Origin of the sequence: Paenibacillus sp. EC2-1 (assembly GCF_049311625.1) — a bacterium.
GTDB lineage: Bacteria > Bacillota > Bacilli > Paenibacillales > Paenibacillaceae > Paenibacillus_AQ.
On sequence record NZ_CP186006.1, the window covers coordinates 4944387 to 4960460 of the forward strand.

General features: G+C 44.5%; 16 protein-coding genes. All 16 read right to left on the minus strand.

Translation table 11 applies throughout. The features are described 5' to 3' along the window. Positions 1–98: 98 nt before the first annotated feature. The 16 genes from ACK8P5_RS23280 to ACK8P5_RS23355 all read right to left on the minus strand — a co-directional run bounded on the left by ACK8P5_RS23280 (position 99) and on the right by ACK8P5_RS23355 (position 16074). On the minus strand, positions 99–1334 hold the full coding sequence (locus tag ACK8P5_RS23280; RefSeq protein ID WP_422658554.1) for an acetylornithine transaminase: 1236 nt from the start codon (positions 1332–1334) through the stop codon (positions 99–101). 92 nt (positions 1335–1426) lie between these two features. Next, on the minus strand, positions 1427–2197 hold the full coding sequence (gene argB / locus ACK8P5_RS23285; protein WP_422661559.1) for an acetylglutamate kinase: 771 nt from the start codon (positions 2195–2197) through the stop codon (positions 1427–1429). 106 nt (positions 2198–2303) lie between these two features. Continuing rightward, on the minus strand, positions 2304–3527 hold the full coding sequence (gene argJ, locus ACK8P5_RS23290) for a bifunctional glutamate N-acetyltransferase/amino-acid acetyltransferase ArgJ (RefSeq protein ID WP_422658555.1): 1224 nt from the start codon (positions 3525–3527) through the stop codon (positions 2304–2306). 15 nt (positions 3528–3542) lie between these two features. Next, on the minus strand, positions 3543–4598 hold the full coding sequence (argC, locus tag ACK8P5_RS23295; protein WP_422661560.1) for an N-acetyl-gamma-glutamyl-phosphate reductase: 1056 nt from the start codon (positions 4596–4598) through the stop codon (positions 3543–3545). 139 nt (positions 4599–4737) lie between these two features. After that, positions 4738–5319, minus strand: coding sequence for a GNAT family N-acetyltransferase (locus ACK8P5_RS23300; protein WP_422658556.1), 582 nt, complete (start codon positions 5317–5319; stop codon positions 4738–4740). A 176-nt stretch (positions 5320–5495) separates the two neighbouring features. Continuing rightward, positions 5496–6380 carry a YitT family protein gene (locus tag ACK8P5_RS23305; protein ID WP_422658557.1) on the minus strand — a complete coding sequence of 295 codons (885 nt, stop codon included), beginning with the start codon at positions 6378–6380 and terminating at the stop codon, positions 5496–5498. Between the two features lie 22 nt (positions 6381–6402). After that, positions 6403–7519 (minus strand): peptide chain release factor 2 gene (gene prfB / locus ACK8P5_RS23310; RefSeq protein ID WP_422658558.1). Its coding sequence is split into 2 segments (ribosomal slippage): positions 6403–7446 and positions 7448–7519, totalling 1116 coding nucleotides; the frame shifts between segments, so codons are not numbered across the junction. 97 nt (positions 7520–7616) lie between these two features. After that, positions 7617–7826: a hypothetical protein gene (locus ACK8P5_RS23315; protein WP_422658559.1), complete on the minus strand. Its 210-nt coding sequence runs from the start codon at positions 7824–7826 to the stop codon at positions 7617–7619. Between the two features lie 201 nt (positions 7827–8027). Beyond that, complete coding sequence (secA, locus tag ACK8P5_RS23320) at positions 8028–10535, minus strand: preprotein translocase subunit SecA (RefSeq protein ID WP_422661561.1); 2508 nt, start codon at positions 10533–10535, stop codon at positions 8028–8030. A 326-nt stretch (positions 10536–10861) separates the two neighbouring features. Beyond that, complete coding sequence (gene hpf, locus ACK8P5_RS23325; protein ID WP_422658560.1) at positions 10862–11425, minus strand: ribosome hibernation-promoting factor, HPF/YfiA family; 564 nt, start codon at positions 11423–11425, stop codon at positions 10862–10864. A gap of 267 nt (positions 11426–11692) precedes the next feature. Then, positions 11693–11890 carry a cold-shock protein gene (locus ACK8P5_RS23330; RefSeq protein ID WP_422658561.1) on the minus strand — a complete coding sequence of 66 codons (198 nt, stop codon included), beginning with the start codon at positions 11888–11890 and terminating at the stop codon, positions 11693–11695. Positions 11891–12549: 659 nt separating this feature from the next. Continuing rightward, the gene (locus tag ACK8P5_RS23335) at positions 12550–13302 is read right to left on the minus strand and encodes a TylF/MycF/NovP-related O-methyltransferase (protein ID WP_422658562.1); all 753 of its coding nucleotides are present in this window, start codon (positions 13300–13302) and stop codon (positions 12550–12552) included. 30 nt (positions 13303–13332) lie between these two features. After that, a complete protein-coding gene (locus ACK8P5_RS23340) occupies positions 13333–14238 on the minus strand; it encodes a polysaccharide deacetylase family protein (RefSeq protein WP_422658563.1) in 906 nt (301 codons plus the stop codon). A gap of 32 nt (positions 14239–14270) precedes the next feature. After that, entirely contained in the window at positions 14271–15446 is a 1176-nt protein-coding gene (locus ACK8P5_RS23345) for a GNAT family N-acetyltransferase (protein WP_422658564.1), read from the minus strand. Beyond that, entirely contained in the window at positions 15400–15819 is a 420-nt protein-coding gene (locus tag ACK8P5_RS23350; RefSeq protein WP_422658565.1) for a VOC family protein, read from the minus strand. The genes ACK8P5_RS23345 and ACK8P5_RS23350 overlap by 47 nt, the downstream gene beginning before the upstream one ends. A gap of 15 nt (positions 15820–15834) precedes the next feature. Continuing rightward, positions 15835–16074 carry an acyl carrier protein gene (locus tag ACK8P5_RS23355; protein ID WP_422658566.1) on the minus strand — a complete coding sequence of 80 codons (240 nt, stop codon included), beginning with the start codon at positions 16072–16074 and terminating at the stop codon, positions 15835–15837.

Sequence of the window (16074 nt, forward strand, 5' to 3'; positions counted from 1 at the left end):
TCAAGGGTATATATAGATCAAAACGGTTTTGTTTGTCTATATATAGTTTCAATTACACTGTTTTAATAAGTTATGAAATTGATTCGATTGTCCTGGATTTACATTTGGTTCACTGCGGTATGCTCATGAATAAGCTTGGCTAGTATGCTCACTGCTTGATCAATCTCTTCCTTCGTCACAAGAAGATTCGGAAGAAGTCGAATGACATTCGGCCCTGCAGTTACGAACAGAAGTCCATTCTTCTGCCCTGCCAGAACAATATCACCAACCGGTTCAGCACACTCGATGCCGATCAATAGCCCAAGCCCACGAATGGCCTTTACAAAAGGATGGTCCCCAAGCTCCGCGTTCAGACGCTCCGTTAAATACTGCCCCATATCTGCAGCACGCTGCGGTGCTTGCTCCTCCAAAATACTTTCAATTGTCGCCGTCACGACTGCCATCGAAATTGGTGTTCCGCCAAAGGTTGAGCCGTGGCTTCCAGCAGTGAATGCTTCACGCAAATACCCTTTGCCAAGCATTGCGCCAACCGGGAAACCAGATCCAAGCCCTTTTGCCACGGTGAAAATATCCGGCTCAATACCGTAATGCTCATGCGCGAACAGCTTACCTGTACGGCCCATTCCAGTCTGCACTTCATCAATGATGAGCAGTATGCCATGCTTACGGCAAAGCTCGTCTACAGCCTTCATGAATTCCGGTTCAACGAGGTATACCCCGCCTTCTGCCTGCACCATTTCAATCATAATCGCAGCAGTATTGTCGCTGATCGCCGCTTCAAGTGCTGGAAGATCATGCAGTGGTAGGGTTGTGAATCCGGCAGGAAGCGGAAGGAAGCCTTCCTTTACTTTATCCTGGCCCGTTGCCGTCAGTGTTGCCAAGGTCCGTCCGTGGAAAGATTGATTGAACGTAATGATTTCATAGCGGCCCGTACCTATTACCTTTTGGTGATAACGACGTGCAAGCTTGATTGCAGCTTCATTCGCCTCAGCGCCACTATTGCAGAAAAAGACCGCGTCCGCGCAGGTGTTCGCCGTTAACAGGGATGCTGCTTTTTCCTGACCGGGAATGTGAAACAGGTTAGATACATGCCACAGCTCATCAAGCTGTGCTTTCAGCTTTTCTTTTACTTTTACAGGTGCATGCCCGAGATTCGTCACCGCAAGCCCACACATAAAGTCTAGGTATTTGTTGCCATTGTCGTCCCAGAGCCAGCTGCCTTCCCCTTTAACCAAGCTGATTGGGTATCTAGCATAAGTCGGAAACAACGAGCTTTCTGCTACTTCCTTCGAGTTCGTTCCTCCAGAGAGCTGTACCTCATTACTTTTGCCCATTCCTGCCACACTCCTGTCCCTTAACGTATTATGGCCGGATGGCTCCGGCCGGGTACTACCCTAATCGCTGTATATGAAAGCCATAAAGCTAACTACATGCGTACGATACGCGTTCCGATCTTCTCTCCCGATAGCACACGGCTCAACACACCAGTCTCGCTACCGTCAACAATCACAACTTCACGGACTTTTCCGTGAATGCAGCTGATCGCTGCTCTAACCTTTGGAATCATGCCGCCGTAGATTTCACCTGTCGCAATCATGTCTTCGATTTCCTGCACGGTGATGGTCGGAAGAACTTTTTTATCAGTGCCAGCACCCTTCATGATCCCGGGAACATCTGTCACCACGATCATCTGGCTCACCCCGAGATGGGAAGCAACCGCGCCTGCGGCGGTATCGGCATTGATGTTATATCGCTGTCCTGAAGCATCTACACCGATCGGTGCGATAATGGGCATATACCCCATTTCTAACACACCTGTAATAATGGATGACTCCACCGATGTCACGTCACCAACGTAGCCAACCTCAGCACTGTTCGCCACGGGTTTAGCCTGAATGAGTCCACCATCTGATCCAGACAATCCAAGTGCTTTCCCGCCAACGCTCTGAATGCGGCGCACGATCTGCTTATTGATGCTGCCTGCCAGCACCATCTCTACCACGTCAAGCACCTCTTCTGTCGTCTTGCGCAGTCCGTTCACGAACTCTGTCTCAATCCCAAGCTTCTCCAGATTACCGGAAATTGCAGGGCCTCCGCCGTGCACGATGATGGGAGTGACACCCTGCTCCTGAAGATTCATCAAATCCTCAAAAAAAGCTTCAGGCAATGCAGCAAGCGTACTTCCTCCGCATTTCATCACAAAGTTATTCACAGCTACCTCGCCTTGCGGCTGTTTCGTAAGATTATCAGCGATACTATTCAAGTCCGTTCCCCTCCTATATCAAAACACTCACCCGCACATTTTATGTCCGGTAAGCAGCGTTAATTCGAACGTAATCATACGTCAGATCACAGCCCCATGCCGTCGCATTGCCACTACCGATATGAAGATTCACGTCGATCTGCACGGTATCTCCTTGTAGATAAGCAAGCGCCGCTTCCTCGTCAAAAACGACCGGGCTAGACTGCTCCAACACCTGAATTGGACCAATCGCGATATCCACAGTCTCTGGATTAACGGGACGTCCCGCACGACCCACAGCGGCAATGATCCGGCCCCAGTTCGCGTCAGCACCGAATACCGCAGATTTTACTAGACTTGAACCAATAATTGTCTTCGCAATGGCCTGTGCATCGTCATTGCACTCTGCACCTTGTACGCGTACCTCTATTAAATGTGCAGCTCCCTCGCCATCTCTAGCAATTGCAATGGCAAGCATGCGGCATACATATTCAAAACCTGCAGCAAACGCCTTCCAGTCTGGATGCGATGGCGTCAACACGTCATTACCAGCAAGGCCACTCGACATCGCGATCAGCATATCATTCGTACTTGTATCTCCATCAACAGTAATCATATTGAAAGTCAGATCGGTTGTTCCGCGCAGCAGCACCTGCAGAGCTTCCTGACCGATGACCGCATCTGTTGTCATAAACCCAAGCATGGTCGCCATATTCGGATGAATCATCCCCGAGCCTTTAGCGGTACCTGCAATCGTAATATCTCGGCCATCCACTTTCACCGTGACGCAGGCTTCTTTTTTAACAAGGTCTGTCGTCAAAATAGCCTGGCTAAACGCCTCCGCCCCTGCACTCTCGCCACTAATCCGTGATGGTAGGACGGCGATACCGGATTGTACACGGTCCATCTTAAGTAATTCACCAATAACACCCGTGGAAGCTACAGCTACATCTTCATCCGCAATATCAAACTGTGCCGCTGTCTCTGCACGCATGGTGTATGCATCTGCTTCTCCTTGCTTGCCCGTACATGCATTGGCATTTCCACTATTTACGACAACCGCTCGAAGCGTACCGTTATGAAGGCTCTCACGAGTCACTTTCAAAGGTGCAGCTTGGAATACATTCGTTGTGTATACAGCTGCGGCAACCGCAGGCACATCACATACAATGACACCGAGATCATGGCGATCCGTCTTCTTCAGTCCGCAGTGCAGACCTCCTGCCTTAAATCCTTGCGGCGAAACAATCGTCCCCCCGCTTACGATGGTATATAAATTTTCCATATGGCTTCCCCATTCTTACGGATACACAGGTGTAAACGTAAGTCCGAGACTTTCCTCCCATCCCATCATCAAGTTCAGGTTTTGGATCGCCTGTCCTGCAGCGCCCTTCACCACGTTATCAATTACCGATACAAAGGTGACTCTTCCCGTCCGAGAATCGACCGCAAAACCAATATCGCAATAGTTCGAGCCGCTTACTTCTTTCGTTGCTGGCCAAATCCCTTGATCACGAACACGCACAAAACGACGGTCTTTATAATACTGACGATACAGCTCTACAAAATCCTCCTCAGTATATGCGCCCAGAAGGGATGCGTACATCGTACTCATAATTCCTCTTGTCATCGGAGCGAGGTGGGTCGTAAACGTGACCGTCACTTTCTCACCAGTAACTTCGCTTAATACTTGCTCAATTTCAGGAATGTGCTGATGCTTATTCACCTTATAGGCTTTGAAGTTCTCGTTAATCTCCGGGTAATGGAATCCGAGACTCGCACCACGTCCCGCTCCGGACACACCAGATTTAGCATCGATAATTATACTGGCCGGATCAATCCAACCTGCGCTAATTGCAGGGATTAGACCAAGCAGTGTAGCCGTCGGATAACAGCCTGGGTTAGAAATGAAATTCACGTCCGCCACTTCTTCCCCAAATACTTCGCATAAACCGTATACCGCCTGAGCAAGTACATCGGCATCCGGTGCTTCGTGCTTATACCACTCCTCATACACGCTTCCATCTTTTATTCGGAAATCACCAGATAGATCAATAACCTTTAATCCAACTGCGAGAAGTTGTGGCACTAGCTTACTACTTATGCCTGATGGTGTTGCCGTGAATACGACATCCGCTCGTTCTGCAATTTCAGCTGGTACAACGCCGTCCAAGTTCAGCTGCACAATGTTCGTCAAATGTGGAAATCCGTTCGAGATCGGTACACCTGAGCTAGAAGAGGAGATAACCGACGTAATCTCCACTTGAGGATGATGCTCCAGCAAACGGATTAGCTCTACCCCTCCATAGCCGGTTGAACCCACAATCGCAATTCTTAACTTCTTCTGTTCTGTCATCATGCCATCCCTCTCTCTCCCACTTGCATCCTGGTATCTTTTTACTTTCCCGTCTCATAAATATGTATTATTATACGTCTGTATTCATATTAATACAACAGATATCTTTCATTTCATATAAAAATAGACTCGTCATATGCTAGACTTGTCCCTTTACCTGCTCCTCGTATTCCTCTTTCAAAATAGAATAGCCTCTAAGGTCCTTGTGCACGCCCTTAAATTTCACCACTTTACGCTGCGTGCCCTCATACGTCATACCGAGCTTCTCCATCACGCTGGAGGAACCCATATTCTCAGTTACACATCTTGCTTGAATGCGTACAAGATCCATCTCTGAAAATCCAAATCGTACTAGCTCGCCTGCAGCTTCGGTCATGATCCCTCTACCCCAGTAGTCCTTGCCCAAAACATATCCAAGCTCAGCCACCTGATGCTCCGGCTTCCATATTACAAAATCCACTGTTCCAATCATCCGGCCACTCTCCTTGTACTCGATTCCCCAAGGCGCTACCGTCTTATCCTCGTATTTCTGCTGAACAAAGTTAATAAAGTCTATACTGTCCTCAATCGTACGATGCGTCTCCCAAGGTACGAACCTTGATACTTCATCGTTTGATGCATAAGCAAACATATCCTCTGCATCATTCATCGTTATCTTCCTCAGAACAAGCCGCTCTATTTCTAACCGAGGAAGGTCACCATATATTTCTTCAATTTCCATATTTGCACCCCCATAGATTAGTTACCATTATATCGATTACTGGCAAAAATAAAAGAGCCATATTCTCAGAAGAATATGGCTCTTGATAGGTTTTACTAGATTGGACACTTCGCCCTAAGGGGCTTATGCCATTCCATGCATATTTAGTTAATGAATCTTGCGACTATTACAGGCGTTTAAATCTTTTGGAAGCCCTCGCCGAGCACCTCGTGCGCATTGCTGATAATAACAAAAGCATTCGGATCGACAGACTGCACTACGGTCTTAAGCCGTTGAATCTCACTCTGGCCTACAACGACCATAAGTACCGTACGATCCTCCCCGGTATAACCGCCTTTACCATCCAGCTTCGTCAGGCCACGATCTAAATCCTGCAAAATCGCCTTCGTAATTGGCTCTGTATGATCGGAGATAATATAAGCTACCTTCGTGAAATTAAAGCCAAGCTCAATGGTATCGATCACCTTACCCGTTACGTATAAACCGATCAGGGCATACAGCGCCTGTTCCAATGTCAGCACCAGCGCAGCTGATGTAATGACGAGTGCATCCAGCAGCACAACACTGAAGGAGAAGCTCAATCCACTATATTTTTGAACAATCTGGGCAAGTATCGTAAGTCCACCTGTTGAACCACGCCCTCGATATACGATTCCCATCCCGATGCCGACTCCAATCCCTCCATAAATAGAGGCTAAGAGCATATTCGTTGTAGGAACCATCCAATCGCTCGTTAAATACACGAACAGTGGCAGTATGATGCTGCCAAGCAGCGATCTTATGCCATAATCCCTTCCTAGAAGCCAGAAGCCAAGAACGAACAAGGGAATATTCAGCATCCACTGTGTATAGGCGGGCTCAATACCAAGCCATGCTTCGACTATAACAGATAAGCCGGATACACCTCCGGGCGCAATCTGGTTGGGAACAAAAAACATGTTAAACGATATTGCCATAATAAACGAGCCCACAATGATAAACAGGGTATCGACCAGTTTACGTACGGGTCCGTTCATCGGGATGAGGGGTTCTCTTCGTCTGTTGCGCGCTGTTTGGCTCATGCTAGTTACATTCTCCTCTTACTTAAGCATCTTGCTTGGTCTGGATCTGACTACGCAGGTACCCATCAATAAAACCGTCTAACTCCCCGTCCATGACAGCACCGACATTACCAGTCTCCACCTGAGTCCGGTGATCTTTAACCATGCTGTACGGGTGGAATACATAAGAGCGGATCTGACTGCCCCAAGCAATATCCGATTGCTCACCACGAATTTCATCTAACTGCTTCTGTTGTTCTTCAATCTTGCGCTCATAGAGCTTGGAACGAAGCATCGTCATCGCTTGCTCACGGTTCTTGATCTGGGAGCGCTCATTCTGACAAGTCACAACAACGCCCGTTGGTAAGTGTGTAATCCGTACCGCAGAATCCGTTGTATTAATATGTTGCCCACCCGCGCCGCTGGCACGATAGGTATCAATCTTCAAATCCTCTGTACGGATTTCAACGTCTATATCATCAGTAATTTCCGGTACAACATCACAGGATACGAAGGACGTATGACGACGGCCAGAAGAATCAAAAGGCGAAATACGAACGAGACGGTGTACGCCTTTCTCTGCTTTTAGATATCCGTAGGCATTGTATCCTTTAATCAGTAGTGTCACACTCTTAATACCCGCTTCATCCCCAGGGAGATAGTCAAGCGTCTCAACTTTGAAGCCGCGCTTTTCGGCCCATCGGGTGTACATCCGAAGAAGCATCTGTCCCCAGTCTTGTGATTCCGTTCCACCCGCACCTGGGTGGAGCTCCAGAATGGCATTCAGCTTATCGTAAGGTTGATTCAACAGCTGCTGCAGCTCAAAGGCTTCAACACGACTGCCGATTTCCTTGATGGACTCTCCAATCTCACCTGTCAGGGATTCATCTCCCTCTTCATCAGCGAGCTCGATCATAACAACGGCATCGTCAAAATCCTGTTGCAGCTTCTCATATTGGTCAACGCCTGATTTCACAGCATTCATCTCTGCGATCAAACTCTGAGCCTTCTCATTGTCATCCCAAAAATCAGGAGCAGACATTTTCTCTTCAAAATTCGCAATCAGTTCCTGCTTAAGATCTAAGTCAAAGAGACCCCCTAAGATTGGTTAGTTTCTTGCTAATTTCGCGCAGGTCCTGCTTCACACTTGGATCGATCATGATACCTCTTCCTTTCTTTTCCCTACATATATGTTCATTATACCCTTCAAGTTATGAAAAACGCTCCCAAGGGATATGTTAGTTGATGCTTTGAATCTTAAACCGATTGAAACGTTCTTAGCCTGAGCACTGAAGAGGATGGATGCGAGGTTCCACCCGCTGTTAAAGTCATATTCCTCTGATTGATCACTTGAATGGGGAATACGACTTTAAAGGCGGCCGCTTCGCTTCTCCACCCCGCATCCATCCTAGACAACTTTCCTTTTAGAGCATAGGCACAGACGTTACCTTTTTGTGCGTTCATCAATGAAGAAACATTGAAAAGGTCTACTCATGTAACATCTAGCAACCGTATTTACCTGTTTCTTCAGAACAACTCCCTTAAGGGTGCACAGAGGAACACCCTGATGCGCACTTAAGCCATCTCGGTGTTCCCCTGTTTACTCTCAAGGGAGTCTGTGAATGTACCGCGGTTAGAGCGATACGATATTACTATGCAATCTGTCGCTTACGCGTTCTGTCCATGGCAATGCTTGTACTTCTTGCCGCTGCCACATGGACATAAATCGTTACGTCCAATCTGATCTTCAACCGAAACAGGGCGCTTCTCTGCTGGCTCACCGTTCGTGGATACCTTGCTCTCTTCCACAACAGCTTGACGCTCCTGATTCGTCTCGATATGTGCCTTCATAATATAAGTCGACACTTCTTCTTGAATCGCAGCGATCATCGCATGGAACATTTCGAAGCCTTCGAATTGATATTCACGAAGTGGATCAGTACCACCGTATGCACGAAGATGGATACCTTGACGAAGTTGATCCATCGCGTCGATATGATCCATCCACTTGCTGTCTACAGAACGAAGAACGATAACTTTCTCGAACTCACGCACCAGCTCTTCACCGATGGATTGCTCACGTTCTTTGTACTTCTGTAATACACGCTCAAAGAGGTGCTCCGTGATCTCTTCCTTCTCCTTGCCCCACAGCTCATCACGTGTAACAGCACCTTCATCTAGAAGCTTGCTGTTGATGTAATCTGCGACTTCTTGCAGTTCCCAGTTCTCTGGAATATCGTCGCCGCAATGAGCATCAACGACACGCTCAATCACGGGCTTGATCATATCAAGAACAATCTGCTTGATATCTTCAGATTCCAAAATTTCACGACGCTGCTTATAAATAATCTCCCGTTGCTGATTCATCACGTCATCATATTGAAGAACGACTTTACGTACATCAAAGTTATTACCTTCAACACGTTTCTGAGCGGATTCTACCGCACGGGTAATCATTTTACTCTCAATAGGTTGGTCTTCTTCAAAACCAAGGCGTTCCATCATGTTCAGTACATTGTCCGTACCGAAACGCTTCATCAATTCGTCTCCAAGAGAGAGGTAGAACTGAGTTGAACCTGGGTCACCCTGGCGACCAGCACGACCACGAAGCTGATTATCGATCCGTCGAGATTCATGACGTTCCGTACCAATAATATGCAGTCCACCTACGTTTGTTACACCTTCACCAAGCAAGATATCCGTACCACGGCCTGCCATGTTGGTAGCGATGGTCACGGAACCTGGCTCACCAGCACGGGAGATGATCTCCGCTTCTTCAGCATGGTACTTGGCATTCAGTACTTTATGCTGTACACCTTTGCGTTTCAGCATATCCGACAAGCGTTCAGAGTTCTCAATAGATACGGTACCTACGAGAATCGGTTGATTCTTCTTGTGACGCTCCACAATCTCTTCAACAACCGCTTTAAACTTACCTTCTTCGCTCTTATATACCACATCTGGCATATCAACACGCTGGTTCGGCCGGTTCGTAGGAACTTGAAGCACTTCAAGACCGTAGATCTTCTTGAATTCTTCTTCCTCCGTCTTCGCCGTACCTGTCATACCAGCCAGCTTACGATACATACGGAAGTAGTTCTGGAACGTAATGGTCGCAAGGGTCATGCTCTCATTCTGTACCTCGATGCCTTCCTTCGCTTCGATCGCTTGGTGCAGTCCATCACTGTAACGACGTCCAGCCATCAGACGACCTGTAAATTCGTCAACGATAACAACTTCGTCTTCTGTTACAACGTAGTCCACATCACGACGCATAATAACGTTCGCTTTGAGCGCTTGAACCACGTGGTGGTTAAGTGTAACGTGATTGTGGTCATACAGGTTCTCAATTCCGAAGGCGCGTTCTGCTTTAGCTACACCCTTCTCTGTCAGAGCTACTGCCTTGACTTTAATGTCAACAGTGTAGTCCTCTTCTGCTTCAAGACGCTTCACAAAACGGTCTGCTGCATAATAAAGCTCTGTTGATTTCTGAGCTTGTCCCGAAATAATCAGTGGTGTACGAGCTTCATCGACCAAGATGGAATCCACTTCATCAATGATACAAAAATGAAGAGGACGCTGTACCATCTGCTCTTTATACAGCACCATATTGTCACGCAAGTAGTCAAAACCAAATTCATTGTTCGTTCCGTACGTAATATCACACGCATAAGCTGCCTGCTTATACGAATGATCCATACCGCTCAGGTTAACCCCGACGGTCATACCTAAGAAATTATATATCTGCGCCATTTCTTCGCTGTCACGTGTTGCCAAGTAATCATTGACGGTAACCACATGAACACCCTTGCCAAGAAGTGCGTTTAAATATACTGGAAGGGTACCTACAAGAGTCTTACCTTCACCCGTCTTCATCTCTGCAATTCTGCCTTCATGGAGGGCCATCCCCCCGACCAGCTGCACGTCATAGTGACGCTTGCCGAGTGTCCGTTTGGAGGTTTCACGAACTGTCGCAAACGCTTCTGGAAGTAACTCATCCAGCGTTTCACCCTTTTCGATCCGCGCACGGAACTCTTCGGTTTTCGCTTTCAGTTGTTCATCCGAGAGCGCCTCGAATTCCGGTTCCAATTTGTTAATTACATCGACCGTCTTCATAAGACGTTTGACATCGCGCTCGTTGGTGTCGCCGAAGATCTTTTTGACAAGTCCTAGCATGGTTAACCCCTTTCGTGCAAAACAGATGATAGAATCAACTTCATTAAATGCCAAAGGGTTGAATGATGAAATCGATTCATTGAAACTAAATGAAAAATTTTCATTCCTGCCGGGCAAGAAATTAATCCCTCAAGATAAGTTTGTTTGCATAAATTGTAACAGTTTGTAAGAGATGCCGCAACACATTAGGACATCTCTTCTTATATACATATAAAGAGCCTTCCCCCGCTGTTCACGGGTGAAGGCTCGTCTTCATACATTTCATGGTAAGCCGTAAATCCGGATCGTGCGTGTACAGCATTCATTTTGCAAAAAACTCTGCGAGCCTAATCGCGCTCAATCAAGCCGTACTTCCCATCATCACGCTTGTAAACTACATTCACTTCTTGAGATTCAATGTTAGTGAATACGAAGAAATCATGACCAACCATATTCATCTGCAAAATGGCCTCTTCTACGTCCATCGGTTTCATTGTGAAACGCTTCGTACGGACAACTTCCAATTCATCATCATCGTATTCCTCTTGTTCTACAGCTACAGAACTTGTTGCAGTTCCATCCTCTACGAACAAGGTCTTGAGACTGCCTTCCTGGCGGAACTTACGGTTGAGCTTCGTCTTATGCTTGCGGATTTGTCGTTCTAACTTGTCCACAACAGCGTCAATTGAAGCGTACATATCTTCGCTTCGGTCTTCTGCCCGCAGCACCACGCCTGGCAATGGGATCGTCACTTCCACTGTGTGCAAACCTCGGATAACGCTTAAAGTAACGTATCCTTCAGAAGTGGGGGGTGCATCAAAATACTTTTCAAGTCTACCGAGCTTCTTATCAACGTATTCCTTCAAAGCTTCGGTCACTTCAATCTGTTGTCCTCGAATTGTGAATTGCATATGGCACTCCTCCTTTGCTTCTTCATTATAACACTTTGTTAAGCCCATGTAAAAAGACGAATTTGTGTAAGTTAGCTAACATGTAAGCGCTTGTGTGATAAAGTTAACAGCCGTTATGTGAAGGTTACGGAATAAGAGCCTCAGTGAAGCTATTTCCAGCTCTAAACCATATAAAAAAGACCCCGGCTTTCACCGGAGTCTGTAGCTATCCGAATCTTCAATTGTTAACCATCTAACCGTATATGTAGGTCGGCTGAGCCGGGATGATTATAATTTGATTACGTTAGCAGCTTGCGGTCCGCGGGCACCTTCGACGATTTCGAATTCTACGGATTGCCCTTCTTCTAGAGTCTTGAACCCTTCGGACTGAATTGCGGAAAAATGTACGAATACGTCGCCGCCGTCCTCAGTCTCGAGGAAGCCATAACCCTTCTCTGCGTTGAACCATTTCACTTTACCTTGCATGCACTAACATTCCCTTCATCATCAAATAAAATAAGTATGTGAACCGACATAAGTTGTCCACATTTCCGACTATAACACCCAAAGATATCCATGTCAATCGAGACAAAAGTATGAGTTTAGTGGAAATATGAAAACGGTGTCATTTTTATATACCCGGGAGGGGTGGGGGTGAAACAGGGGATGAAAAAGAGCCTCCCTAAAACGGAAGCCCTAGTAATAAGTTACTACAATCACATTGCATTTTCCAATAAAGGAAACTAGTACTTCTTAAAGTAACATCCTCCTAAAAAGTGCTTGGCTAAATATTAACTATGCAAATAGACTATGAAAAGCATTCGCTAAATCGTGTAAGATTTGCTCGTGCCATGTCTCATATAAATCACCAGGTGTAACAGTTACGTGATTTATAATATACTACTCGTTTATGTAAGTCGGTTGTGTTGTGATAAGAAAGACTAGATGATGTTGAATGCTTGTACTCCGCCGGCAGCTTCCCACAATTTCAAGCTCTAAAGCTAGCCCATATTACAGAGCGTTTAAGCTTCCTAACCCAATTGTGGAAGTAAACGAATATGTAAGCACCGTTATCAGTCTCAATAAATCCTTCCCTCTTCTGGTTAACTTAACCGGGATTAAACATAAGATATACTTATAGTTAATTATTCAAAAACAATATAAGAAGGAACCGTGGCAAACTTAGATCGACGAAGTCTGTAATTTTTCAACCCCATAACTTCCATAAGTGCAAGTGTCTCTCCTGGGAATGCTGGATAATTTAATTCATCAAATGCAATAATGCTTCCTTTTGTCACTCGGTCCAGGATTAATTCTAAGCATACTTTTGTTGGCTCATAGATATCAAAATCGAAATAGGCCAATGAGATAATTGTTTCTGGATGCTGCTTGAGGTACTCTTCAAGTGTTTTTGTAGCATCGCCTTTAACAAGCTCATATTTATTGATATGGTTTAACGGGCTTAACTTCTGACGTGTAAAAAGCAAATCCGATAAGTATTCATGGTAGTCCTCGGTTACCGCATAAGCCCCTTCCTTAATAATTTCATCTGCTCCATCTTTAGGAGATACCGAAGGAAAGCCTTCAAAAGTGTCAAAACCAATTATTTTTCTCGTATAATTATATGGCTCATAGATTCCCCGGAGAGACTCATATATACAAAGATTTGTTCCCCAGCGAACACCGAATTCCATAATAACTCCATTTACATCTAGTATTTGTTGATACAGATCATTTAAGAATAGTATTCTAGACATCATTTGGCGATGAACATAAAGTGCCATGTGATCTATTAATTCTTTTTTAGGTAATGGACTGTTTTCAAACAGCTCAAGTAGTTCGCTACGGGTTTCTTTTTCAAGCTCAGCATACTGTTGAATAAATTCTATCTTTTTCATTTTTAGGCCACTCCTAGTTGAGTTGATTTATTAGAGATATGATTTCAAAACAGATTGAACATCTAAATTCACCAGTTTATTACAGTCCAGACGAGAGATCCAGAAATTATATGTATCATCGATAACTCCGGGAGTGGTCAAAAAACCACCTGTAAATCCTGCTTCCATCAAAATAGGTGTTAACTCTTTCTGCATTTCTTTATGTAAGTTGCCACCCCCGAAAGGAGGGGTATACCATCTTGGGGTTATACCTAACCTTTCGAGGTATTCCTTACACGGTAAGATTTCATTTTCGAAGTAATGTAAAGCATTACCATAGTATGGAGTGTGTTTATGACAATGAACACCTATCGTCATTCCGGCATTATGCATCTCAATAATCTCTGAATCTGATAAATAGTATTCATCAATAAAAGCAGGGTTGTCAGGAAATATATCCTTAAAAATTGGCTCTAGTATCCTTCTTGCTTCCTGCTCATTGAGCAGAAAGTTTAATACGTATTTGTTGTATCTACGAAAAAGGTTGGCTTCATAATGATAAATAGCACTTTTATTTGTCAGGTCATCTATGCTGTAAGCGTCTGATATGATTCCCCACAATTGTTCATCAGATATAAATGAAAGAACTGTATGGATAAGATGAACTAATGGTATTTCTCCTGTAATCCTAGGACCTGACATCACCGCAAAATATGCCTGTACGCCTTTTCTTTGCAAAATTTCAAATGCAAATCTGTACTGATCCTTAGTCCCATCGTCAAACGTAATCACAGCCTTAGGCTCTAGTGATCGATTCCTAAGTTTTTCTACGCTAACAATTTGGTGACTATCTAAAATGGCATCGATTTGTCTTTCAAAAGCATCAGGAGTTAAGGGGGATATTCCGCTCCAACCATTTTGTTCTCGAACATAATGGTACATGACTGCAAAATTCATAAGGTTTTATCCCACACTTTCTTATGTGTGCTCTATGTGTTCCATCCCTCAGGAAGGGGCCAAACATTTGGTCTATCCATATCACAATCCGATTTTACAAAGTACGTTTCGTTTGGAAGCATTTCTGTTCTAATTTCTTTATCGGTTATTTTCCACGTAAAATTAATGCGATTAACTTTTGGACGAAATGGCTGAAATAATCCTGCTAAACCACATGAGTATGGAGTATAGTCTATATTCTGTTTTCGGAATCCTACTCTCATAAGCAAATGCTCCAAACGATTATTACTAATCTGAAAATCTGCTGCTACACACCCATTCATCTTCGCCCATTGAAGCACTCCTTGAAGCAATTCCAATATGTTGTTATTTATCGCACCATCCCAGACATCAGAATTAGCAGGTAATATTTCTATAATTCGTAACACGGCCAGACCGTGTAGCAATTTATCTTCTGGTGCATAAGTTCTATCTATCCGAACAACGATGACTCCATTTACTTTGGGATCACCAAAATAATGATATTTATAACCCGAGCTATTGGTGTAGCGCCAATCCCAAAAACTGCAATCTCTATACTGGGAAAAAACAAATTTTTGCTGGATTGTCCTCGTATACAGGCATTCTAGTTCACCTGCAGAGATATAAGTAGGCATCTCAACGCCAATATGCTCTTTATGGGTTTGTTTAACCCACTCGGCTATCTCTATCCCTATATCACCCCTATTTTCTTGCAGAAGCATAGAGTAACCCATACGGTCTAACGGCATAACATAACGATTTAAAGCTTCGATGTACGTATAGCCCATACGCTTATACAACGGTACAACTTGAGGTCCACATCCTAACGTATAGGTTACAGATGATTCACGCTCAGTCTGCATAAGCAACCTTACCCCAAGTCCCGAGTCTCGATAGGCCTTATCAATAATCCACATCGTTAGGCCAACGCCTTTTAACCTTTCGCCGGCAATTGAAAAATCCCCAGGAATGTTACCCAAGAATCCTATGATCTTTCCATCCTTCACAAGCAACTGACAATTCGAATCGTGATCATGGTCTATTCGATATTGCCAATCAAATAGCATTTTGTCATAAATCGGGTGGTTTTCTGCCCAATTGTTCTTTAGAAAACGTACTAACTCCTCGAAGTAACTATCGTTATAATGAATGATCTCCATCCGTATGGTCCCTCTCCAATAATTCAAATAGTCCCCAAAAGCGATGATATACCCAAGCAATCCTTCTATGATTAAAAGCTACTGCATGGACCGGTTCTTGCAGGACTTTAAATTGATTATCGATTGCGCTTTTAATACTCTGTTCGAGACTATCTACCTCATAACAGAGATGCACCAATTTATTGCCCTTATTCAAGCTATTAGTTATTGGGGAGTGTTCACTATCAGGTTCAATAAGCTCAATATTAATATCTCCCAGCTTAATAAAGCTCACATTCACCTGCTGAATTGGATCCGAAAAAACTTCTAACTCCGTTAAATTTGATTTTTCTATACTTGGAATAGCAAGACCGACATGATGGAGTTTCGCTGTTGGTCCAAAATAATCAACCTCTTTCATAATCAAACGTGCTCCTTAACCTTTTTGAGTGTGTTTCTCAATCAAATTTAATATATCTCTAACAGAGTTCATAAGGCTCATTTCCTCTAAATCCAACGAAATATTAAAAGAGGCCTCGATCTCCATCACTAGGTTTAACTGACTTAACGAATCCCATTTCTCAAAATCATTTTTATGAGAGTTTATATTTACTGAATTAATGGGTACTTCCATAATATCCGCTATTATCATTTGCACTTTTTCAAAAGAACTCAT